The organism is Pseudoxanthomonas suwonensis (assembly GCF_000972865.1).
Taxonomy (GTDB): Bacteria; Pseudomonadota; Gammaproteobacteria; order Xanthomonadales; family Xanthomonadaceae; genus Pseudoxanthomonas; species Pseudoxanthomonas suwonensis_B.
In genome coordinates this window covers 3,123,722-3,144,442 of the sequence record NZ_CP011144.1, presented here as the reverse complement: position 1 = coordinate 3,144,442, position 20,721 = coordinate 3,123,722, and the positions used below count along the sequence as shown (strand labels likewise).

18 protein-coding genes are annotated in these 20,721 nt (G+C 70.9%); 11 read left to right on the top strand and 7 right to left on the bottom strand.

Annotated elements, in window-relative coordinates; translation table 11 throughout:
- Window positions 1–402: 402 nt before the first annotated feature.
- Together uvrA and WQ53_RS12965 are read left to right on the top strand one after the other, a co-directional pair.
- Window positions 403–3,336 (top strand): excinuclease ABC subunit UvrA, encoded by a 2,934-nt coding sequence (gene uvrA, locus WQ53_RS12970; protein ID WP_052633024.1) that lies wholly within the window; start codon window positions 403–405, stop codon window positions 3,334–3,336.
- Window positions 3,333–3,755: an acyl-CoA thioesterase gene (locus WQ53_RS12965; RefSeq protein ID WP_052633022.1), complete on the top strand. Its 423-nt coding sequence runs from the start codon at window positions 3,333–3,335 to the stop codon at window positions 3,753–3,755. The genes uvrA and WQ53_RS12965 overlap by 4 nt, the downstream gene beginning before the upstream one ends.
- Before the next feature lie 219 nt (window positions 3,756–3,974).
- Here the strand turns inward: WQ53_RS12965 and WQ53_RS12960 are convergent, their stop codons facing one another.
- From WQ53_RS12960 to WQ53_RS12950, 3 genes are all read right to left on the bottom strand, one after another.
- The gene (locus WQ53_RS12960) at window positions 3,975–4,880 is read right to left on the bottom strand and encodes a universal stress protein (protein WP_052633020.1); all 906 of its coding nucleotides are present in this window, start codon (window positions 4,878–4,880) and stop codon (window positions 3,975–3,977) included.
- Window positions 4,877–7,624 (bottom strand): HAD-IC family P-type ATPase, encoded by a 2,748-nt coding sequence (locus WQ53_RS12955; RefSeq protein ID WP_052633018.1) that lies wholly within the window; start codon window positions 7,622–7,624, stop codon window positions 4,877–4,879. The genes WQ53_RS12960 and WQ53_RS12955 overlap by 4 nt, the downstream gene beginning before the upstream one ends.
- A 104-nt stretch (window positions 7,625–7,728) precedes the next feature.
- The gene (locus tag WQ53_RS12950) at window positions 7,729–8,196 is read right to left on the bottom strand and encodes a copper chaperone PCu(A)C (protein ID WP_052633016.1); all 468 of its coding nucleotides are present in this window, start codon (window positions 8,194–8,196) and stop codon (window positions 7,729–7,731) included.
- A 44-nt stretch (window positions 8,197–8,240) separates the two neighbouring features.
- Here WQ53_RS12950 and WQ53_RS12945 point away from each other — a divergent pair, with 44 nt between their 5' ends.
- Complete coding sequence (locus tag WQ53_RS12945; protein ID WP_052633014.1) at window positions 8,241–9,017, top strand: enoyl-CoA hydratase/isomerase family protein; 777 nt, start codon at window positions 8,241–8,243, stop codon at window positions 9,015–9,017.
- A gap of 34 nt (window positions 9,018–9,051) precedes the next feature.
- A complete protein-coding gene (locus tag WQ53_RS12940) occupies window positions 9,052–9,519 on the top strand; it encodes an SRPBCC family protein (protein WP_052633012.1) in 468 nt (155 codons plus the stop codon).
- 24 nt (window positions 9,520–9,543) lie between these two features.
- On the opposite strand, the gene WQ53_RS12935 is transcribed toward WQ53_RS12940, so the two are convergent.
- The 3 genes from WQ53_RS12935 to WQ53_RS12925 all read right to left on the bottom strand — a co-directional run bounded on the left by WQ53_RS12935 (window position 9,544) and on the right by WQ53_RS12925 (window position 12,036).
- Window positions 9,544–10,410 carry a sulfurtransferase gene (locus WQ53_RS12935; protein WP_052633010.1) on the bottom strand — a complete coding sequence of 289 codons (867 nt, stop codon included), beginning with the start codon at window positions 10,408–10,410 and terminating at the stop codon, window positions 9,544–9,546.
- Entirely contained in the window at window positions 10,407–11,231 is an 825-nt protein-coding gene (locus WQ53_RS12930) for a CoA pyrophosphatase (protein ID WP_052634085.1), read from the bottom strand. Before WQ53_RS12930 ends, WQ53_RS12935 begins: the two co-directional genes overlap by 4 nt.
- A 103-nt stretch (window positions 11,232–11,334) precedes the next feature.
- Window positions 11,335–12,036 carry an FKBP-type peptidyl-prolyl cis-trans isomerase N-terminal domain-containing protein gene (locus tag WQ53_RS12925; protein WP_052633008.1) on the bottom strand — a complete coding sequence of 234 codons (702 nt, stop codon included), beginning with the start codon at window positions 12,034–12,036 and terminating at the stop codon, window positions 11,335–11,337.
- A 170-nt stretch (window positions 12,037–12,206) separates the two neighbouring features.
- Here WQ53_RS12925 and WQ53_RS12920 point away from each other — a divergent pair, with 170 nt between their 5' ends.
- The 3 genes from WQ53_RS12920 to nth all read left to right on the top strand — a co-directional run bounded on the left by WQ53_RS12920 (window position 12,207) and on the right by nth (window position 14,124).
- Window positions 12,207–12,989, top strand: a complete 783-nt coding sequence (locus WQ53_RS12920; RefSeq protein WP_052633006.1) for an enoyl-CoA hydratase/isomerase family protein — start codon at window positions 12,207–12,209, stop codon at window positions 12,987–12,989.
- A gap of 2 nt (window positions 12,990–12,991) precedes the next feature.
- On the top strand, window positions 12,992–13,372 hold the full coding sequence (locus WQ53_RS12915) for a hypothetical protein (RefSeq protein WP_052633003.1): 381 nt from the start codon (window positions 12,992–12,994) through the stop codon (window positions 13,370–13,372).
- Window positions 13,373–13,476: 104 nt separating this feature from the next.
- Window positions 13,477–14,124, top strand: a complete 648-nt coding sequence (nth, locus tag WQ53_RS12910) for an endonuclease III (protein WP_052634084.1) — start codon at window positions 13,477–13,479, stop codon at window positions 14,122–14,124.
- Window positions 14,125–14,695: 571 nt separating this feature from the next.
- Here the strand turns inward: nth and WQ53_RS12905 are convergent.
- A complete protein-coding gene (locus WQ53_RS12905) occupies window positions 14,696–15,991 on the bottom strand; it encodes an OprO/OprP family phosphate-selective porin (RefSeq protein ID WP_052633000.1) in 1,296 nt (431 codons plus the stop codon).
- 304 nt (window positions 15,992–16,295) lie between these two features.
- Here WQ53_RS12905 and pstS (WQ53_RS12900) point away from each other — a divergent pair, with 304 nt between their 5' ends.
- The 4 genes from pstS (WQ53_RS12900) (at window position 16,296) to pstA (ending at window position 20,703) form a co-directional block, all read left to right on the top strand.
- A complete protein-coding gene (gene pstS, locus WQ53_RS12900; RefSeq protein ID WP_052632998.1) occupies window positions 16,296–17,318 on the top strand; it encodes a phosphate ABC transporter substrate-binding protein PstS in 1,023 nt (340 codons plus the stop codon).
- Window positions 17,319–17,516: 198 nt separating this feature from the next.
- Window positions 17,517–18,611 carry a phosphate ABC transporter substrate-binding protein PstS gene (gene pstS / locus WQ53_RS12895; RefSeq protein ID WP_052632996.1) on the top strand — a complete coding sequence of 365 codons (1,095 nt, stop codon included), beginning with the start codon at window positions 17,517–17,519 and terminating at the stop codon, window positions 18,609–18,611.
- A gap of 257 nt (window positions 18,612–18,868) precedes the next feature.
- A complete protein-coding gene (pstC, locus tag WQ53_RS12890) occupies window positions 18,869–19,834 on the top strand; it encodes a phosphate ABC transporter permease subunit PstC (protein WP_052632994.1) in 966 nt (321 codons plus the stop codon).
- Window positions 19,834–20,703, top strand: a complete 870-nt coding sequence (gene pstA, locus WQ53_RS12885) for a phosphate ABC transporter permease PstA (protein WP_052632992.1) — start codon at window positions 19,834–19,836, stop codon at window positions 20,701–20,703. Before pstC ends, pstA begins: the two co-directional genes overlap by 1 nt.
- Window positions 20,704–20,721: the final 18 nt, after the last annotated feature.

Below are 20,721 nucleotides of genomic sequence, written 5' to 3'. Positions count from 1 at the left end.
ATGGCGACCGTCCGCGGCGGCTGTGAAGCCCGGCCTTGCGGGAATGTGCCCCGCATGAGCGCATGGTGCCGCGGGAACGGACGGCAGCCGGACCGGGAACACCACTCCTGGCCCCGCCCCTCCGTGTCTGGATCGGGGATTGGCGATCCGGTCCGTAGCGGCCAGTCCTCGGGTTCGGGCCGGCCCCCGGCAGAACCGATGCCGATGCCCCGCCCCCAGCGCCTGGCATCAATGCCTCCCTGGCACCGCCGCCCACCGAGCTGACCGCCCGCCAACGGCGAGCCGCACCGCTCCCGGCGGCGTCTGGCAATACGTCCGATTGCCCCCAAATCCGGAGGCCGGTAGGCTGATCGATTGGTCGTCCTACGGCCTCCCCCAGCCCTCCAACGGACCCCCTGCCCGATGGCGATGGACACGATCCGCATCCGCGGCGCCCGTACCCACAACCTCAAGAACATCGACCTCGACCTGCCGCGCGACAAGCTGATCGTGATCACCGGCCTGTCCGGCTCCGGCAAGTCGTCGCTGGCCTTCGACACGATCTACGCCGAGGGCCAGCGTCGCTATGTCGAGTCGTTGTCGGCCTATGCCCGGCAGTTCCTCAGCGTGATGGAGAAGCCGGACGTCGACCACATCGAGGGGTTGTCCCCGGCGATCTCGATCGAGCAGAAGTCGACCTCGCACAACCCACGGTCCACGGTCGGCACCATCACCGAGATCTACGACTACCTGCGCCTGCTCTACGCGCGGGTGGGCATGCCGCGCTGCCCGGACCACGGCTACCCGCTGGAGGCTCAGACCGTCGGCCAGATGGTCGACCAGGTGCTGGCGCTGGACCCCGAGCAGCGCTGGATGCTGCTGGCGCCGGTGGTGCGCGACCGCAAGGGCGAGCACGCCCAGGTGTTCGAGCAGCTGCGCGCGCAGGGCTACGTCCGCGTGCGGGTCAACGGCGAACTGCACGAGATCGACGCGGTACCGGCGCTGGCGCTGCGCCAGAAACACACCATCGAGGCGGTGATCGACCGCTTCCGCCCGCGCGAGGACATCAAGCAGCGGTTGGCCGAGTCGTTCGAGACCGCGCTCAAGCTCGGCGACGGCATGGCCATGGTGATGTCGCTGGACAACCCGGAGACGCCGCCACAGCTGTTCTCGTCCAAGTACTCGTGCCCGGTGTGCGACTACTCGCTGCCCGAGCTGGAACCGCGCCTGTTCTCGTTCAACGCGCCGATGGGTGCCTGCCCGTCCTGCGACGGCCTGGGCGTGGCCCAGTTCTTCGACCCGGCGCGGGTGGTCGCGCACCCGGAACTGTCGCTGGCCGCCGGCGCGGTCCGCGGCTGGGACCGGCGCAACGCCTACTACTTCCAGCTGGTCAACTCGCTGGCCCGGCACTATCGCTTCGAGGTCGACGTGCCGTGGCAGACCCTGCCGGAAACCGCGCGCCAGGCGGTGCTGTACGGCAGCGGCGATGAAACCATCACCTTCACCTACCTCACCGAAAGCGGCGGCCGCACCCAGCGCAAGCACCGCTTCGAGGGCATCGTCAACAACCTCGAGCGCCGCTACCGCGAGACCGAATCGCCGGCGGTGCGCGAGGAACTGGCCAAGTACATCAGCGAGCGCCCGTGCCCGGACTGCGGCGGCGCGCGCCTGAACCGCGCAGCGCGCAACGTCTTCGTCGCCGACAAGCCGCTGCCGGCGCTGGTGGTGCTGCCGGTGGACGAGGCGCTGGCCTTCTTCCAGGGGCTGAAGCTGGCGGGCTGGCGCGGCGAGATCGCGGCCAAGATCGTCAAGGAGATCAACGAGCGGCTCGGCTTCCTGGTGGACGTCGGCCTCGACTACCTCACCCTCGAGCGCAAGGCCGACACCCTGTCCGGCGGCGAGGCCCAGCGCATCCGCCTGGCCAGCCAGATCGGCGCCGGCCTGGTCGGGGTGATGTACGTGCTCGACGAGCCGTCGATCGGCCTGCACCAGCGCGACAACGAGCGCCTGCTCGGCACCCTCACCCGGCTGCGCGACCTGGGCAACACCGTGATCGTGGTCGAGCACGACGAGGACGCGATCCGCGCCGCGGACTACATCCTGGACATCGGCCCCGGCGCCGGCGTGCACGGCGGCGAGATCGTCGGCGAGGGCCAGCTGGCCGACATCCTCAAGGCGCCGCGCTCGATCACCGGCCAGTACCTGTCGGGCAAGCGCGAGATCGAGGTGCCGGCCAAGCGCCACAAGCCGAACCCGAAGATGACCCTGCACCTGCGCGGCGCCTCGGGCAACAACCTCAAGAACGTCGACCTGGAGATCGCCGCGGGGCTGATGACCTGCATCACCGGCGTGTCCGGCTCGGGCAAGTCCACGCTGATCAACGACACCCTGTACGCGCTGGCGGCCAACGAGATCAACGGCGCCTCGCACAAGCCGGCGCCGTACCGCGAGGTCGACGGCCTGGACCTGTTCGACAAGGTCGTGGACATCGACCAGTCGCCGATCGGGCGCACCCCGCGCTCCAACCCGGCTACCTACACCGGCCTGTTCACCCCGCTGCGCGAGCTGTACGCACAGGTGCCGGAGGCGCGCGCGCGCGGCTACTCGCCGGGCCGCTTCAGCTTCAACGTGCGCGGCGGCCGCTGCGAGGCCTGCCAGGGCGACGGCCTGATCAAGGTCGAGATGCACTTCCTGCCGGACGTGTACGTGCCCTGCGACGTCTGCCACGGCAAGCGCTACAACCGCGAGACGCTGGACATCCTGTACAAGGGCCACAGCGTCCACGACGTGCTGGAGATGACGGTCGAGGACGCGCTGAAGCTGTTCGAGCCGGTGCCGGCGATCGCGCGGAAACTCGAAACGCTGGTCGACGTCGGCCTGAGCTACGTCAAGCTCGGGCAGAGCGCGACTACCCTGTCCGGCGGCGAGGCGCAGCGGGTCAAGCTGTCCAAGGAGCTGTCGCGGCGCGACACCGGCCGCACCCTGTACATCCTCGACGAGCCGACCACCGGCCTGCACTTCCACGACATCGAGCACCTGCTCGGCGTGCTGCACCGGCTGCGCGACGAGGGCAACACGGTGGTGGTGATCGAGCACAACCTGGACGTGATCAAGACCGCCGACTGGGTCGTGGACCTCGGCCCGGAGGGCGGCCACCGCGGCGGCCAGATCATCGCCACCGGCACCCCGGAAGAGATCGCCGCCACCGCGGCCTCGCACACCGGCCGCTTCCTGGCCAAGCTGCTGCCGCAGTCGAAGGCGGCCAAGGGCAGCAAGCCGGCGGCCGTCGCCCGGCCCGAGGTGCTGCCGCCGCGCAAGTCCGCCAGCAAGAACACCCGCAAGAAGGCAACCCGATGAGCGAGACCCCGGCCGCGACAGCCCCGAAACAGCTGGCCCGCGTCCCGATGAGCGTGCGCTGGCGCGACATGGACGCGATGGGCCACGTCAACAACGCCAAGTACGTGTCCTACCTGGAGGAGGCGCGCGTGCGCTGGCTGCTGGGCGTGCCCGGCGTGTCGATGAGCGACCGCATCGCCCCGGTGGTCGCGGCGACCAACGTCAACTACCGCGCGCCGATCGTGTGGCCGAACGACATCGTGGTCGAACTGTTCGTCGAGCGGCTCGGCAACAGCAGCGTCACCATCGGCCACCGCATCGTCGACCAGCAGGACGAGCGCGTGCTGTACTCGGACGGCAACGTGGTCGTGGTCTGGATCGACACCCAGACCGGCCGCAGCGCACCCCTGCCCGAGCCCATCCGCAACGCCTCCCTGTAGGAGCCGGGTTCAGCCAGCGACACGGGCGTCGAAACCACGAGGGAGTCGCCTGCGCCGACGGCGTCGGGTCGCGGTCATGCCCGCTCCTACAACTGCAGGACACGCCGACTCTTCCTTGCAGGAGCGGACTTCAGTCCGCGACACGGCGTCGGAACCACGAGTGCGTCGCCTGCGCCGACATGGCGTGCAGCCGCGGCCCGGCGCCACGGGCAAACTCTCTCAGTCAGCACCCGCCCGCGGATCGCGCACCACCAGCGTATCCACCGGCGCAGCCTCCAGCAGGCGCCGGGCCACGCTGCCCAGGACGATGTCGTACAGCGCACTGCGGCCATGGGTACCGACCACCGCCAGGTCGACCGGGAACTGGCAGGCGTAGAGCGGCAACAGCACCGCCGGATCGCCGCGTTCCACCACCAGGCTGACGCTGCCGGCACCGCCGGGCAACCGCGCATCCTCCACGAACGCGCGCCCCTCGGCCAGCGCCTGCTCGCCCAGGCGCGCCACGGTCTCGTCGCGCGCGGTGTCGAGCAGCCCGGCCATCGGCACCTCGTAACCGTGCAGCACGCTCACCGCGGCCTCCGGGAACAGCCCCGCCGCGGCCTGCAGTGCGTAGCGCGCAGAGCCGGACCAGTCGCTGGCCACCACCATGCGCCGGTACGGCGCGTGCACGCGCCGCCGCACCGCCAGCACCGGCACCGTGGACCGCCGCGCCAGCCGGTCCACGGTCGAGCCGAGCACCATGCGGCCCAGGGCCTCGTAGCGCGCCACGCCGGTGACGACCAGGCCGCAGCCCTCCTCGTGCGCCACCGCCAGCAGGCTCTCGACCACGTCACCGCGCTTCACCCGCACTTTCACCCGCAGGTCGCGCGCCGACAGGTCCTCGAGCAGCTGCTTTTGCGCCAGGTCCGCGGGATCCTCCTCGCGATACCAGCCCGGAGGATCGCGCAGGGTCATCGCCCGCGCTTCCATCGCGTGTTCGTCCACCACCGTGGCCACCACCAGCCGCGCGTTCCACTGCCGCGCGAGCTGCACCGCGCGGTCCAGCGCGCGGTCGCTGCGCGCACCCAGGTCGGTCGCCAGCAGGATGCTGTCCGGTGCCGCGCTGTTCCAGTCCGGTCCGTTCATGCCCGTGTTCCCTCGTATGCCCGCGCGCCGCCGAGGGCCAGTTCCTCGAACCAGCCCAAGCGCCGCAGCAGGGCCTTCTCCAACTCCAGCACCACCATCAATACCACGCCGATGAGGACCACCACGACGCCATCCAGCAACGCGACCGGCCGGCTGTCGAACAGCCGTTGCATGAACGGCGCATAGGTGAACGCCAGCTGCGCCACCACCACGCCAGCGATCGCCCACAGCACCGCCGGCGTGCCGCGCGCGCCTCGCCAGGTGAACGAGGTCATGTGCAGGTAGCGCACGTTGAACAGGTAGAAGATCTCCATCACGCACAGCGTGTTCACCACCAGGGTGCGCGCGGTCGGCACGTCCAGGCCGCGGCCGATCGCCCAGATGAAGACACCGAGCGCGCCGGCGGTGAACAGCAGCGACACCAGCACGATGCGCCAGAGCATGAACGGCGACACCAGCGCCGCGGACGACGGCCGCGGCGGCCGCCGCATCACCCCCGGCTCGGCCGGCTCGAACGCCAGCACCAGGCCCAGGGTGACGGTCAGGACCATGTTGATCCACAGGATCTGCGCCGGCGTCATCGGCAGGGTCATGCCGAGCAGCAGCGCGATCACGATCGCCAGTATCTCGCCGCCGTTGGTCGGCAGGGTCCAGGCGACCACCTTGCGGATGTTGTCGTAGACGGTGCGCCCCTCGTGCACCGCGGCCACGATCGAGGCGAAGTTGTCGTCCGACAGCACCATCTCCGCGGCCTCCTTGGCCGCCTCGGTGCCCTTGCGGCCCATCGCGATGCCGACGTCGGCCTGCTTGAGCGAGGGCGCGTCGTTGACCCCGTCGCCGGTCATCGCCACCACCGCGCCGCGCGACTGCAGCGCGCGCACCACGCGCAGCTTGTGCTCGGGGCTGGCGCGGGCGAACACGTCCGCCCCGGCGGCCAGCGCCGGCAACTCGGCGTCGGCGACGCCGTCCAGCGACCGCCCTTCCACCACCACCGGCGCCTCGGCCAGGCCCAGCTGGCGGGCGATCGCCGCGGCAGTGGCGGCGTGGTCGCCGGTGATCATCTTCACCGCGATGCCGGCGCTGCGGCAGTCGGCCACCGCGGCCATCGCCTCCGCGCGCGGCGGGTCGATGAACCCGACCACGCCCAGGAACAGCAGCCCGGCGACCTGCTCCTGCTCCAGCCGCTCCGGCGCGTGCTCCAGGGTGCGCATCGCGAAGCCCAGCACGCGCTCGCCGCGCGATGCCGCTTCGGCGATCGCCGACTCCCAGAACGCCGCGCGCAACGGTTGCGGCTCGCCGTCGCCGTCGAGCTGCCGGGTCGACAGCGCCAGCAGCTGTTCGGGCGCGCCCTTGACGTAGAGCTCGGCGGTTTCGCCCGCCCCGCGGTGCAGGGTGGCCATGTAGCGATAGCTGGCGTCGAACGGGATCGCGTCCAGGCGCGGCCGGTCGGCCAGCGCCATGTCCGGCTCGAAGCCGGCCTTCAGCGCCAGCGCCAGCAGCGCGCCCTCCATCGGGTCGCCGTCCACCTGCCAGTGGCCGTCGCGCTGGCGCAGCTCGGCGTCGTTGCACAGCAGGCCGCACAGCACCAGCCGGCGCATGCCCGCGTCGGCCTCGCCGCCGCGCTCCAGCGCCAGCGCGCCTTCCGGCGAGTAGCCGCCGCCGCTGGCCACGGCGGTGCCGCCGGCGGTGACCAGGTGCCGCGCGGTCATCTCGTTGCGGGTCAGGGTGCCGGTCTTGTCCGAGCAGATCACCGAGGTCGCGCCCAGCGTCTCCACTGCCGGCAGCCGGCGCACGATGGCGTGGCGCGTCGCCATCCGCCGCACGCCGATCGCCAGGGTGATGGTGATCACCGCCGGCAGGCCCTCGGGGACCACGCCCACCGCCAGCGCCACCACCACCATCAGCGCATCCAGCCAGGCGTAATCCCGCGCGAACACCGCGAACACGAACAGCAGCGCCGCGGCGGCGATCGCCACCGCGGTGAAGCGACGCCCGAAGCGGTTGATCTGGCGCAGCAACGGCGTGGCCAGCACGTCGACCGAACCGATCAGGGTATTGATCCGGCCGATCTCGGTGGCGCTGGCGGTGGCCACGACCACGCCGCGGCCCTGGCCGGCGGCGACCAGCGTGCCCGAATAGGCCATGCCGGTGCGGTCGCCGAGCGACGCGTCCTCCGCCACCGGCACTTCGGTCTTTTCCGCCGCGACCGACTCGCCGGTGAGCGCGGCCTCGTCCACCAGCAGCCCGCGCGCGTGCAGCAGGCGCACGTCCGCCGGGACCCGGTCGCCGGCCTCCAGCAGCACGGTGTCGCCGGGCACCAGCCCGGCGACGTCGATCTCGCGGCGCACGCCGTCGCGCAGCACGCGCGCGGTCGGAGCCAGCATCGCCTGCAGCGCGGCCAGCGCCTGCTCGGCGCGTCCCTCCTGGACGAAGCCGACCACCGCGTTGACCAGCACCACCGCCACGATCACCGCCGCGTCGATCCTGTGCCCGAGCAGGCCGGCGAGCACCGCCGCCGAGAGCAGGAACAGGATCAGGGCGTTGTTGAACTGCTCCAGGAACCGGCGCAGCGGCGAGCGCGTCGGCGGCGCCGGCAACACGTTGCGGCCATGGATGACGAGCCGGTCGGCCGCCTCCTCGTCGGACAGTCCGCCGCTGCCGGCATGCAGCCGGCGCAGGACTTCGTCGGCATCGAGCGCGTGCCACGCCGCGGGCGGCTGCGGCGTCGACGGGTCGACGGACATGGGCAGGGGCTCCTGACGTCGTCGGGACGCCCCAACCTTAACCCGCAAACGCCGGCGATGGCATTGCGCCTGATCAATGCACGCCGGCGCACGATGCGCTCCGCCTAGCGACCGTGGCCGGGCGGCTCCTTGGCAACCACCAGTTCGACCGGCACTTCGGTGCCGTCGGCCAGCACCAGCACCAGCGGCACGCGCTCGCCCTCGGCCGGCGCGCGGTCGGGACGCATCAGCATCAGGTGCAACCCGCTGGGCCGCAGCAGCGCCTCGCCGCCGGCGGCGACCGGCAGACGCTCGACCTCACGCATGCGGCTGACGCCGTCGACCATGCGCGTCTCGTGCAGCGACACCTCACCGAAGCGCGGACTGCGCGCGCCCACTACGACCTGTTCGCCGGCACAGCCGTTGGCGATGCGGCCGAAGCCGGCCAGCATCGGCCGCGGCGCGGGCGGCTGGCGGATCCAGCCGTCCTGCATCGCCAGGCAACCCAGCGAGTCGATGGCGGGCCCGGCCGCCGGGGCGATGTCCGCGGCCAGCAGCAACGGGAGGGCGAGAAGGATCGGTCGCATGTGCATGCGCCTATGATAGCGGCCACGCTTCCGCCGGGACTGGACCAACCATGACTGCGCACGTGCAGACCTTCGACCACGGCCGCATCCGCGAGCTGCGCCTGGCGCGGCCGCCGGTCAACGCGCTCGACCCGGCGCTGTGCCGTGCGCTGATCGCCGCGCTCGACCACGCGGTGGCCGGCGATGCCGATGCGGTGGTGCTGTCCGGCGCGCCCGGCATCTTTTCCGCCGGGCTGGACGTGCCGCACCTGATGGCGCTGGGCGAGGACCGGCACGCGCTGCGCGCGGCCTGGGGCGCGTTCTTCGGCGCCGCGCGGGCGCTGGCGGAACTGCGCATCCCGGTGGTCGCCGCGATCACCGGGCACGCCCCGGCCGGCGGCTGCGTGCTGTCGCTGTGCTGCGACTACCGGGTGATGGCGCGTTCGCCGGATCCGGCCAAGCCCTTCGCGATCGGCATGAACGAGACCCAGGTCGGCCTGGCCGTGCCCGACGGCGCGCAACAGCTGATGCGGCGCGTGATCGGCCAGCACCGCGCCGAGCGGCTGCTGGTCGCCGGCCACATGGTGCCCGCGGAGGAAGCGCTGAAGATCGGCCTGGTCGACGAACTGGCCGAGGCCGACCACGTGCTGCCGCGCGCGGTCGCCTGGCTGGAGAACCTGCTGCGCCTGCCGCGCGCGCCGATGCTGCAGACCCGCGCGCTGGCCCGCGCCGACCTGGTCCAGGCGCTGGACCCGGACCGCCTGCACCTGGACCGCTTCGTCGAGGGCTGGTACGAGCCCGACACCCAGGCCGGCCTGCGCGCGCTGCTGGCGCGGCTGGGCAAGTAGGCCGCGTCGCGGCCGGCACAACGGGAGCACGCACATGCAACCGGAATTCACCATCAGCGGCCGGATCGCCAGGCCAGTCGAAGAAGTGTTCGAAGCCGTGGTCGACCCCGACCGGCTGTCGCAGTACTTCACCACCGGCGGCGCACGCGGGCGCCTGCAGCCAGGCACTGTCGTGACCTGGGATTTCCACGACTTCCCCGGCGCCTTCCCGGTCCACGTGACCGAGGTGGAACAGGACCGGCGCATCGTCCTGCGCTGGGACGCGGCCGACGGCTCGGTCGAGCCGGACGCGCAGGGCGAGCGCAGGACCACGGTGGTCATGGACTTCGAACCGCTGGAAGACGGGCGCACGCTGGTGCGCATCTCCGAACACGGCTGGTCGCAGACCGACGCGGGGTTGAAGGCTTCCTACGGCAACTGCGAAGGCTGGACCGGCATGCTGTGCGCGATGAAGGCCTGGCTCGAGCACGGGATCAACCTGCGGCAGGGCTACTACCGCTGATCCCGCGGCGGCGGACGGCTCCGCCTAGGCCGCGCCCGTGGCCACCGGCCGCGACGGATCGGCGATCCAGCCGCTCCACGAACCGGCGTAGACCCGCGCGCCCGGCAGGCCGGCGTGCTCCATCGCCAGCAGCAGGTGGCAGGCGGTGACGCCGGAGCCGCACATCAGCACCGTGTCCGACGGCGCGCGGCCGTGCAGCAGCGGCTCCAGTTCGGCGCGCAGCTCCGCAGCCGGACGGAAGCGGCCGTCGCGCAGGTTCTGTGCGAACGGGCGGTTGAGCGCGCCGGGCACATGCCCGGCCACCGGGTCGATCGGCTCGACCTCGCCGCGGAAGCGCTCGCCGCCGCGGGCATCCAGCAGCCAGCCCGGCGCCTCGCCCAACCGCGACAGCAGGTCGCCGGCGTCGGCGATGCGCGCGCGGTCGAAGCCGGTCGCCGGGTACGACGACAGCGGCGCTGGCGCGTCCGCCGCCGCGGTTTCTGCCAGGCCGGCCGCGCGCCAGGCGGCCAGGCCGCCGTCGAGCACCGCCACGCGGCGATGCCCGAGCAGCTTCAGCAGCCACCAGAAACGCGCGGCGGCCATGCTGCCGTCGCCGGCGTCGTAGACCACCACCGCGTGCTGCGGGCCGATGCCCCACTCGCCCAGGCGGCGCGCGAATGCGTCCGCGGACGGCAGCGGATGCCGGCCCTGCCCGGCCAGCGCATGCTCGGACAGGTCGCGGTCCAGGTCGGCGTGCACCGCGCCGGGCAGGTGCGACGCCACCCATGCCGCGCGGCCGGCGGCCGGATCGGTGAGCACCGCGCGCGCATCGACCAGGCGCAGCGACGGATCGCCCAGCGCCGCGGCCAGCGTGTCGACGGACACCAGCGTGTCCAGGTGGCCGATGCTCATGCGCCCTCCTCCAGCCTTCGCCGCAGGTTGTACAGAATCGCCGCGGTCGCGCCCCAGATGCGCTGGCCAGGCCAGTCGTATTCGAGCACGCTGCGGCGGCGGCCGCGGAACTCCATCTCGACCTGGTGCAGGTGCCCGGCCGACATCAGGAAGTCGAACGGCACCTCGAACACCTCGGCCACCTCGTCAGGATGCGGCCGCGGCACGTAGTCCGGGTCGATCGCCGCGACCACCGGCGTGACCCGGAAGCCGCTGATGGTCAGGAACGGATCGAGGTAGCCCAGCGGCGCGACCTGCGCGGCGGCCAACGCGATCTCCTCCTGGCTCTCGCGCAACGCCGCGCCGAGCACGCCGGCATCGTCGCGCTCGACCCGCCCGCCGGGGAAGCTGACCTGGCCGCCGTGGTGGCGCAGCGCGTCGGTGCGGCGGGTCAGCAGCACCTGGGTGCCCGCATCGCGCGGCACCAGGCCGACCAGCACCGCGGCCTCGGCCAGCGACGCCTCGCGCGGCAACAGGTCGTCAAGCTCGGAACGGTTCCAGCCATCGCCGCCGGGCGGATCGCGCAGCGGATGCAGCACGCCGCTGACCCGGTCGTGCTCACGCAGCTGCTCGAGGAAACGGAAACGTTCGCGCGCGCGGTCGGCCAATACGGTCTCCATCAGGCGCCGCCGCTCGCCTTCGTCCAGCCGCGACCACCGCGCGATCTCGTCGCCGGTGCGCAGGCAGCCGCGGCACAGGCCGTCGGCATCGATCCGGCACACCCGGATGCACGGGCTCGACGGCGAAGAGGTGGCGCTGGCAGGCGGGAAGAAGAGCGACAGCACGGGCGGGCGGACATCCGGAGCAAGCGTAGCGCGGTTCGCGCCCCGCAGAAACGACTGCGCCGGCATCAGCCGGCGCAGAAGGGAATGACTGGATGCGGACTTACTTGACCGCGACCAGCTTGATCTCGAACACCACCGCCACGTTCGGCGGGAACGGCGTGCGCGGATCGGCGCCGTAGGCCTTGTCCGGCGGCAGCGCCACTTCCCACTTGGAACCGGCCGGCATCTGCACCAGGACCTCGCGCATGGCGGCCATCTCCACGTCGCTGACCTTGATGCTCGGGATCTGCTGCGCCGGGCGCGCCTGCTCCGGACGCTGGCCGAACGGGAACGGACCGGCCACTTCCAGCTGCACGTTGCTGGCCTGGGTCGGCTTGGCGCCGTTGCCGACCTCGAGGATGCGGTACTGCACGCCGCTGGGCAGGGTCTGCACGCCGGCCTTGGCCCGGTTCTGGGCCAGGAACTGGTCGGACTGGGTCTTGTTGTCGGCGGCGGCCTTGTCGTACTGCGCCTTGGCCTGCTGGGCGCGGGCCTGCTCGCGCTTCTGGAAGGCCTCGAGCGCCGGCTGCAGCTGCTCGGCGGTGATCGCCGGCTGCTTCTTGCCCAGGGCATCCTGCACGCCCTTGACCACCGAATTCACGTCGATCGGCTCGCCGCGCTCGGCCAGCTCGGCCAGGTTGTTGCCGTAGTCGTAGCCGAAGTAGTAGCTCAGCTTGCCCTTCTCGGACGTGGTGTCCTGGGCGAAGGCACTGCCGGCCAGGGCCAGGGCCGCAATGGCGACAGCGATCGGACGCAACTTCATCTGGATCTTTCTCCGGAGAGGGGTGGTGCCGGGTGGGTCCCGGCAGTAGCGGACGCGCTAGGATAGCCGCCGCACTGGCGGCCCGCCAGCGCGGGTCGGGGCTTCGGACCGCCCTCGTGGCGGGAAGTTCCGGCCGCCGCCTTCACATTCCCGACCCAGGAGTCCACCCCATGACGGCCAGCCCCGTCCTCAGCCGCGACACCGACGGCGTCCGCGTCCTTACCGTCGACCGCCCGGACAAGCTGAATGCCCTGAACCGGCAGACCCTGGAGGCGCTGGATGCCGCGTTCGCCGCGGCCGCGGAGGATGCCGGCATACGCGCGCTGGTGTTGACCGGAAGCGGTTCCAAGGCGTTCGTCGCCGGCGCCGACATCGCCGAGATGAACGGCCTGACCGCGATCGAGGGACGCGAGTTCTCCCTGGTGGGGCAACGGCTGATGCGCCGGATCGAGCGCCTGCCCAAGCCGGTCGTCGCAATGGTGAACGGATACGCACTGGGCGGGGGCCTGGAACTGGCGATGGCCTGCCACCTGCGCGTGGCCGCCGACAGCGCCCGCCTGGGCCAGCCGGAGGTGGGCCTGGGCCTGATCCCGGGGTTCGGCGGCACCCAGCGCCTGCTGCGCCTGGCCGGCCGCGCCGCCGCGCTGGAGCTGTGCCTGCTCGGTGCCCCGGTCGACGCCGCACGCGCGCTGCAGCTGGGCCTGGTCAACCGGGTGGTGCCGGCAGCCGAACTGGAGGCCGAGACCATGAAGCTGGCCGCGCAGCTGGCCGCCGCCGCGCCGCTGGCGCTGCGCGGCGTGCTCGACGCGGTGGTGCTCGGCGGCGAATGCGGGATCGAGGAAGGGCTGCAGTTCGAGACCGCGCAGTTCGCCCTGCTGTTCGCCAGCGAAGACATGCGCGAGGGCACCGCCGCGTTCCTGGAAAAGCGCAAGCCGCAGTTCCGCAACCGCTGACCATGGCCCGTCCCACCGATCCCGCGCAGGAAACCCGCCAGCGGCTGCTGTCGCTGCTGCGCGCCGGCGACCTGGACGGCGCGCTGCAGGCCGGGCTGATGGACCACGCCGCCAGCGGCGATCCGGAAGACGCTCCGCTGCTGGCCGCGCAGCGGCAGCTGCGCACCGCCTGGGACGCACGCGAACGCCACCGCGCCCGCGCGGCGCGGCTGGCGCGACGGGCGGCCGAACGCGCCGCACGGCGCGCGTCCGCCGCGGCGGTCACGGAACCGCCGGTGGCCGCGGCCGGCGCTCCCGCAGCTTCCGCACCTGCACTTCCGCCGGCAGCGGCGGCCGCGCTGGCGCGCGCCCGGGCCAAGGCCGCCGGGCGGATATCCGGATGAGCCCGCCCGCCAGGCGCCGCCCGGCGGCCGCCCCGGCCGCTGCCGGAGCATCGGCCACCAAGCGCACCGGCGCGGGCAAGCCTGCGGCGCGTCGCAGCACCCTGATGACCCGCGACGAAGTGCAGGAGATGTTCACCCGCCTGCGCGAACTGGATCCGCACCCGACCACCGAACTGGAATACACGACCCCGTTCGAATTGCTGGTCGCGGTGATCCTCTCCGCGCAGGCCACCGACGTCGGCGTGAACAAGGCCACCCGCCGTCTGTACCCGGTGGCGAACACCCCGCAGGCGATCCTCGAGCTGGGCGAGGAAGGCCTGAAGAAATACATCTCCACCATCGGCCTGTTCAACGCCAAGGCCAGGAACGTCATCGCCGCCTGCCGGATCCTGGTCGAAGAGCACGGCGGCCAGGTGCCGCGCGAGCGCGCCGCGCTGGAGGCGCTGCCCGGGGTGGGCCGCAAGACCGCCAACGTGGTCCTCAACACCGCCTTCGGCGAGCCGACCATGGCGGTGGACACCCACATCTTCCGCGTCGCCAACCGCACCGGCCTGGCCCCGGGCAAGGACGTGCGCGCGGTCGAGGACGCGCTGCTGCGGCGCGTGCCCGCGGAGTTCCTGCAGGACGCGCACCACTGGCTGATCCTGCATGGCCGCTACGTGTGCAAGGCACGCAGGCCCGAGTGCCCGCGCTGCGTGGTCCGCGACCTGTGCCACTACCCCGACAAGACCCCCGGCGACCCGGCGTTGTAGGAGCCCAGCTTGCTGGCGACACGGGCGTCGGGATCACGAGGGCGTCGCCTGCGCCGGCGGCGTCGCGTCGCCGGCTGAACCCGGCTCCTACAACAGCACCGGCGCGGCCGCTCTCCTGTAGGAGCCGACTTCAGTCGGCGACACGGGCGTCGGGACCATGAGGGCGTCGCCTGGGCCGACGGCGTCGCGTCGCCGGCTGAACCCGGCTCCTACAACAGCATCGGCGCGGCCGCTCTCCTGTAGGAGCTGACTTCAGTCGGCGACACGGGCGTCGGGATCACGAGGGCGTCGCCTGGGCCGACGGCGTCGCGTCGCCGGCTGAACCCGGCTCCTACAACAGCACCGGCGCGGCCGCTCTCCTGTAGGAGCTGACTTCAGTCGGCGACACGGGCGTCGGAAACACGAGGGCGTCACCTGTGCCGACGGCGTCGCGTCGCCGGCTGAACCCGGCTCCTACAAGAGGACATCGCATCGTCGCGCGCAGCGGCGAGGCCCATCAGGTCGCGTCGCCCCCCCTAAAAAAGAACGCCCCGCACATGCGGGGCGCTCCTGCAACAACAACCGCCATCTCTTACCAGCTGAACTGCGTACGCAGCGCGTACTGCCCGGTTTCGTCGCCGTTGACCTGGTTGTCGCCCTGCGTGTAGTTGAACATGAAGCGCAGGTTGGCGTTGACGTAGTAGTTGACGCCCAGGATCACGCTGGTCGCCTCGCGGTCGGCGATGTCCTTGTTCTCGATGGTGTCGTAGCGCGCGGTCAACTCCCACAGGCCCTTGCTGTCGACCTTGGGCGAACCGAAGATGCCGGTGGCGGGCTTGTAGCCCTTGTGGCCGCCGTTGAGCAGCCAGCTGCCCTGCAGGTACCACGTGGTCACGTCCTGGTCGCGGCCCAGCGGCTGGCCGAACGTCGCGTTGACGTACTCGCCCTGGAAGAACAGCGGACCGAACGAGCCGGCCGCTTCCAGGCCGTAGGCCGTCACCTGGTTGCGGCTGGCGCCGGTGGTGGTGGCGATCGTCTGCGCCGGGCCGCGGCGGCCGGCGTAGTTGGCCACCGCCGACAGGTCGGCCGAGCCCTGGTTGTTGTTCTCCAGGCTGGCCCAGCCGCCGAAGTGCAGGGTCTCGTTGTCGTTGTTGATCGGCGCGAAGGTCACGCGGCCGGAGGCGCCCACGCCCTCGTTGCGCACGCCGGAAGCCCCGCGCAGGTTGAACACGGTGAAGCCGGCGGTGTAGTTCTCGCCGCCACGCTGGTAACCCACGCCCTGCTGGAACTGGCGGCCGCTGAACAGGCCGGTGGCCGATGCGAACGGACGCTCCATCATCAGGATCTCGTTGGAGCTGGTCAGTTCCTCCATCGAGCGGTACGGCTTGAAGTGGCCGATGGTGGCCTTGCCGCCCCACAGGCTGGTGGCGATGAAGGCGTCGCGCAGGCCGTCCAGGTTGGTGCCGGCGGCGAAGTCCTGCTCGACCTTGTAGTCCCAGCCCAGCGCCTTGCCCGCCAGGGTCAGGCGCGCGCGCCGGAATTCGGTGGTGCCGGTGGTCGCGGCGATGTCGCGGTCGAAGGCGTAGGCGTCGAAGTGGATGCGGCCACCGAGCGAGGCCTCGAACTTCTTGTCCGGCGAGGTGACCTTGATGCCGCCCTTGGTCTCGAGCTTGGGCGTGGTCGCGGCGATGCTCTCGATGCTCTGCTGGGTGCCGACGTTGATGTCCGACTGCGCGTCGGTGCGCGTCTCCAGTTCGGCGACGCGGGCCTGCAGGGCGCTCAGCTGGGCCTTCAGTTCGGCCAGCTCGGCGCTGTCGGCGGCGGTGGCGTCGAAGGTCGCGGTGCCCAGGGCCGCGGCGAGCGCGACGGCGAGGAAGGAATAACGCATGGGACTCTCCGGGTGGGTGGTGGTTTGCGTACGCGGATGCCGTCCTGCAGGAGGACGTGAAGCACCCGTTAAACGCCGCGCAGCTTGCGACCGGAATCTGACAGCCGCGCGTACCCACGATGACAAATGGATGACGGCGGGCCAGCGCTGCCGCGCGACCGCACCCGGTGCCGGATCGCAGCGGTTGTCACATGGCGGTCATCGGAACTACGCGCTGCTGTCATCGGCCGGTTATGCAATGGCCGGGATGGATGCAGCCCGCATCCCGCCACCACCCGATCCGCCCCTAGCCAGGAGCTTCCCCGTGAACGTCACGTTCAAGTCCCGCGTCGCCGCCGCGTTCATCGCGGCCGCCTCGTCCGTTTCCCTCGCCCACGCCAACGACGTGACCGGCGCCGGCGCGTCCTTCATCTATCCGGTCATGACCAAGTGGTCGGCCGATTACAAGGGCGCGACCAGCAAGCAGGTCAACTACCAGTCGATCGGCTCCGGCGGCGGCATCGCCCAGATCAAGGCCGGCACCGTCGACTTCGGCTCCACCGACGCCCCGCTCAAGCCCGAAGAACTGGCCAAGTACGGCCTGGCCCAGTTCCCGTCGGTGATCGGCGGCGTGGTGCCGATCCTCAACGTGGCCGGCATCGCCCCGGGCGCGCTCAAGCTCGACGGCGCCACCCTGGCCGACATCTTCCTCGGCAAGATCAGCAAGTGGAACGATCCGGCCATCGCCGCGCTCAACCCAGGCCTGGCCCTGCCCGACCAGAAGATCACCGTCGTGCACCGCTCCGACGGCTCGGGCACCACCTTCAACTTCGTCAATTACCTGTCCAAGGTCAGCCCGGAGTGGAAGACCAAGGTCGGCGAAGGCACGTCGGTGCAGTGGCCGGCCGGCATCGGCGGCAAGGGCAACGAGGGTGTGTCCGCCTACGTCAAGCAGATCAAGGGCGGCATCGGCTACGTCGAACTGTCCTACGCCCAGCAGAACAAGCTCTCGCACGCCTCGCTGAAGAACGCCGCCGGCAGGTTCGTGCAGCCGAGCGAGGAATCCTTCGCCGCGGCCGCCGCCAGCGCCGACTGGGCCAAGAGCAAGGACTTCTTCCTGGTGATGACCAACGCGCCGGGCGACAACTCCTGGCCGATCACCGCCACCAACTTCATCCTGGTGTACAAGCAGCCCAAGAACGTCGCCGGCGCCAAGAACACCAAGGACTTCTTCACCTGGGTCTACGCCAACGGCGACGACCAGGCCCGCCAGCTGGACTACGTGCCGCTGCCGGACGCCCTGGTCAACCAGATCAAGGCCTATTGGGCGCAGAACCTGAAGTACTGAGCGGCAAGCCTCTCTCCCCTTGCCGTTCACCCGGAGCGCGGGCCACTGGTCCGCGCTCTTTCTTTTTTAAATCAATGACTTGTGCGCGCCATCCTGCCGTCCGTCGGGGATCCGGGCACGGCGTCATACGGCTGTCACAAAAACATCATTTCATGTGTCCCATCCGCCGGCCTGTCCGGCCAGACCCGTAGCGAGCCCATGAAGCCCTCCCCGGTCCGACTCCTCGTCCTGTCCCTGGCCGCCAGCGTGGCCCTGGCCGCGTGCAAGCCCGGCGGCGATGCCAACACCGCTGCCGGTGCCGACGCCCCGCCCGCGGCCGGTGCGCCCGCCGCGGGCGACCAGGTCGCCGCGCAGATCTCCGGCGCGGGCGCCTCGTTCATCTATCCACTGGTGTCGAAGTGGTCGGCCGACTACAACGTGGCCACCGGCCACAAGGTCAACTACCAGTCGATCGGCTCCGGTGGCGGCATCGCCCAGATCAAGGCCGGCACCGTCGACTTCGGTTCGACCGACAAGCCGCTGCCCAGCGACGAGCTGGCCGCCGCGGGCCTGGGCCAGTTCCCGTCCGCGATCGGCGGCGTGGTCCCGGTGTTCAACCTGCAGGGCGTGGAGCCGGGCCAGCTGCGCCTGACCGGCCCGCTGCTGGCCGACATCTTCCTCGGCAAGATCGCGACCTGGAACGACCCGGCCATCGCCGCGGTCAACCCCGGCCTGGCGCTGCCGGCGGAGAAGATCACCATCGTCCACCGCTCCGACGGCTCGGGCACCACCTTCAACTTCAGCAACTACCTGGCCAAGGTCAGTCCGGAGTGGAAGCAGAAGGTCGGCGAAGGCACTTCGCTGCAGTGGCCGGTCGGCGTGGGCGGCAAGGGCAACGAGGGCGTGGCCGCCTACGTCAAGCAGATCAAGGGTGGCGTCGGCTACGTCGAACTGGCCTATGCGCTGCAGAACGGCATGCCGTACGCGTCGGTGCGCAACGCCGCCGGCCAGTGGGTGCAGCCGAACGCCGACAGCTTCGCCGCGGCCGCCGCCAGCGCCGACTGGGCCGGCGCACAGGACTTCAACCTGGTGATCACCGACGCGCCCGGCGAGCAGGCCTGGCCGATCACCGCCACCAACTTCATGCTGGTGCCCAAGCAGGCCAAGAACGCGGCGCGCAGCCAGGCCACCCTGGACTTCTTCAAGTGGGCCTTCGAGCAGGGCCAGCCGCAGGCGCAGGAGCTGCACTACGTGCCGCTGCCGCCGGAACTGGTGCAGCAGATCGAAGCGTACTGGGCGGCGGAGTTCAAGTGACGCAATGGCGCGGTCGTGCTCGCACGACCGCCTTTGCCATTGCGTCATCCCCGCGGAGGCGGGGATCCAGTGACTTGCGCTGTTGATGCTGCTGTTAACCGGTAAAGCGAAAGTCACTGGGTTCCCGCCTACGCGGGAATGACGGAATTTCAGCGCCCTCCGTAACGGACACGGAACTGCTGTTCACCGGGTTCCGGTTTAACCAGCCATCCGGCTGTTGAAAAGCACTTCGACCTCCGCCGGAACGACGGAATCACATGACCGCCACCACCCTCCCCTCAGCCCTTCCCTCCCACGACCTGCGCGACGCGCGCAACGACCGGCTGTTCCGCTACGCGCTGGTCGCCTGCGTGGTGTTCGTGCTGGTCGCGCTGGCCGGCGCGGCGCTGTCGATGCTGTGGGGCGGCCGCCATGCGCTGGAGGCGCAGGGCCTGAGCTTCTTCTATTCGTCCGAATGGAATCCGGTCGAGTACAAGTTCGGCGCGCTGGCGCCGATCTACGGCACCCTGGTCACCTCGCTGATCGCGATGCTGATCGCGGTGCCGGTCAGCTTCGGCATCGCCTTCTTCCTCACCGAGGTCGCGCCGCGCTGGCTGCGCGGGCCGGTCGGCACCGCGATCGAGCTGCTCGCCGGCATCCCCTCGATCATCTACGGCATGTGGGGCCTGTTCGTGCTGGTGCCGGTGATGACCGAATACGGCACCCCCTGGCTCAACGACCACCTCGGCACCCTGCCGCTGATCGGACCGCTGTTCCAGGGCCCGCCGCTGGGCATCGGCATGCTCACCGCCGGCTTCGTGCTGGCGATCATGGTCATCCCGTTCATCTCCTCGGTGATGCGCGAGGTGTTCCTGACCGTGCCGACGCGGCTGAAGGAATCGGCCTACGCGCTGGGCTCCACCCGCTGGGAAGTGAGCTGGGACATCGTCCTGCCCTACACCCGCTCGGCGGTGATCGGCGGCATCTTCCTCGGCCTGGGCCGTGCCCTGGGCGAGACCATGGCGGTGGCCTTCGTGATCGGCAACTCGGTGCGGCTGACGCCCTCGCTGCTGGAGCCGGGCACCACCATCGCCGCGCTGATCGCCAACGACTTCGGCGAGGCCACCGAAACCTACCGCTCGGCGCTGCTGCTGCTGGGCTTCGTCCTGTTCATCGTCACCTTCATCGTGCTGGCGATCGCCCGCTTCATGCTGATGCAGCTGTCGCGCAGGGAGGGCAACTGATGGCCGCCATTTCCGCTTCCAACCGGCTCTACGCCAAGCGCCGCATCGTCAACGCGATCGCCCTGCTGCTGGCCTGCGTCACCGCGGTGTTCGGCCTGTTCTTCCTCGGCTGGATCCTGTGGACGCTGGTCGTCAAGGGCATCGCCGGGATCAACTGGCAGCTGTTCACCCAGATGACCCCGCCGCCGATGCAGGAAGGCGGCCTGGCCAACGCCTTCTTCGGCAGCGCGGTGATGTGCGCGCTGGCGATCGCGATCGGCACCCCGCTGGGAGTCGCGGCCGGCACCTGGCTGGCCGAGTACGGCAACGCGCGCAAGGCCGGCATCGTGGTGCGCTTTGTCAACGACATCCTGCTGTCGGCGCCCTCGATCGTGCTGGGCCTGTTCGTCTACACCCTGTTCGTGATGCAGACCGGCGGCAACTTCTCCGCCTTCGCCGGCGCGCTGGCGCTGGCCTTCATCGTGCTGCCGGTGGTGGTGCGCACCACCGACGAGATGCTGCGCCTGGTGCCGGTGCAGATGCGCGAGGCCGCGCTGTCGCTGGGCATCCCGCAGTGGAAGGTGATCGTGCAGGTGCTGTACCGCAGCGCCCTGGCCGGCATCCTCACCGGCATCCTGCTGGCCCTGGCCCGCATCTCCGGCGAGACCGCGCCGCTGCTGTTCACCGCCTTCGGCAACCAGTACTGGAACACCAACGTCTTCCAGCCGATGGCCTCGGTGCCGGTGGTGATGAACCAGTTCGCCGCCAGCCCCTACGAATCCTGGCAGGTGCTGGCCTGGGCCGGCGCCCTGGTGCTGACCGTGTTCGTGCTGCTGGTCAGCCTGGCCGCGCGCGCCCTGCTCCTGCGCAACAAGATCGTCCACGACTGACTTTTCCCGGAACCCGGC

Coding starts and splice junctions, on each gene's coding strand:
- uvrA (WP_052633024.1), top strand. CDS start 403: ATGGCGATGGACACGATCCGCATCCGCGGCGCCCGTACCCACAACCTC.
- WQ53_RS12965 (WP_052633022.1), top strand. CDS start 3,333: ATGAGCGAGACCCCGGCCGCGACAGCCCCGAAACAGCTGGCCCGCGTC.
- WQ53_RS12960 (WP_052633020.1), bottom strand. CDS start 4,880: ATGAACGGACCGGACTGGAACAGCGCGGCACCGGACAGCATCCTGCTG.
- WQ53_RS12955 (WP_052633018.1), bottom strand. CDS start 7,624: ATGTCCGTCGACCCGTCGACGCCGCAGCCGCCCGCGGCGTGGCACGCG.
- WQ53_RS12950 (WP_052633016.1), bottom strand. CDS start 8,196: ATGCACATGCGACCGATCCTTCTCGCCCTCCCGTTGCTGCTGGCCGCG.
- WQ53_RS12945 (WP_052633014.1), top strand. CDS start 8,241: ATGACTGCGCACGTGCAGACCTTCGACCACGGCCGCATCCGCGAGCTG.
- WQ53_RS12940 (WP_052633012.1), top strand. CDS start 9,052: ATGCAACCGGAATTCACCATCAGCGGCCGGATCGCCAGGCCAGTCGAA.
- WQ53_RS12935 (WP_052633010.1), bottom strand. CDS start 10,410: ATGAGCATCGGCCACCTGGACACGCTGGTGTCCGTCGACACGCTGGCC.
- WQ53_RS12925 (WP_052633008.1), bottom strand. CDS start 12,036: ATGAAGTTGCGTCCGATCGCTGTCGCCATTGCGGCCCTGGCCCTGGCC.
- WQ53_RS12920 (WP_052633006.1), top strand. CDS start 12,207: ATGACGGCCAGCCCCGTCCTCAGCCGCGACACCGACGGCGTCCGCGTC.
- WQ53_RS12915 (WP_052633003.1), top strand. CDS start 12,992: ATGGCCCGTCCCACCGATCCCGCGCAGGAAACCCGCCAGCGGCTGCTG.
- nth (WP_052634084.1), top strand. CDS start 13,477: ATGACCCGCGACGAAGTGCAGGAGATGTTCACCCGCCTGCGCGAACTG.
- WQ53_RS12905 (WP_052633000.1), bottom strand. CDS start 15,991: ATGCGTTATTCCTTCCTCGCCGTCGCGCTCGCCGCGGCCCTGGGCACC.
- pstS (WP_052632996.1), top strand. CDS start 17,517: ATGAAGCCCTCCCCGGTCCGACTCCTCGTCCTGTCCCTGGCCGCCAGC.
- pstC (WP_052632994.1), top strand. CDS start 18,869: ATGACCGCCACCACCCTCCCCTCAGCCCTTCCCTCCCACGACCTGCGC.
- pstA (WP_052632992.1), top strand. CDS start 19,834: ATGGCCGCCATTTCCGCTTCCAACCGGCTCTACGCCAAGCGCCGCATC.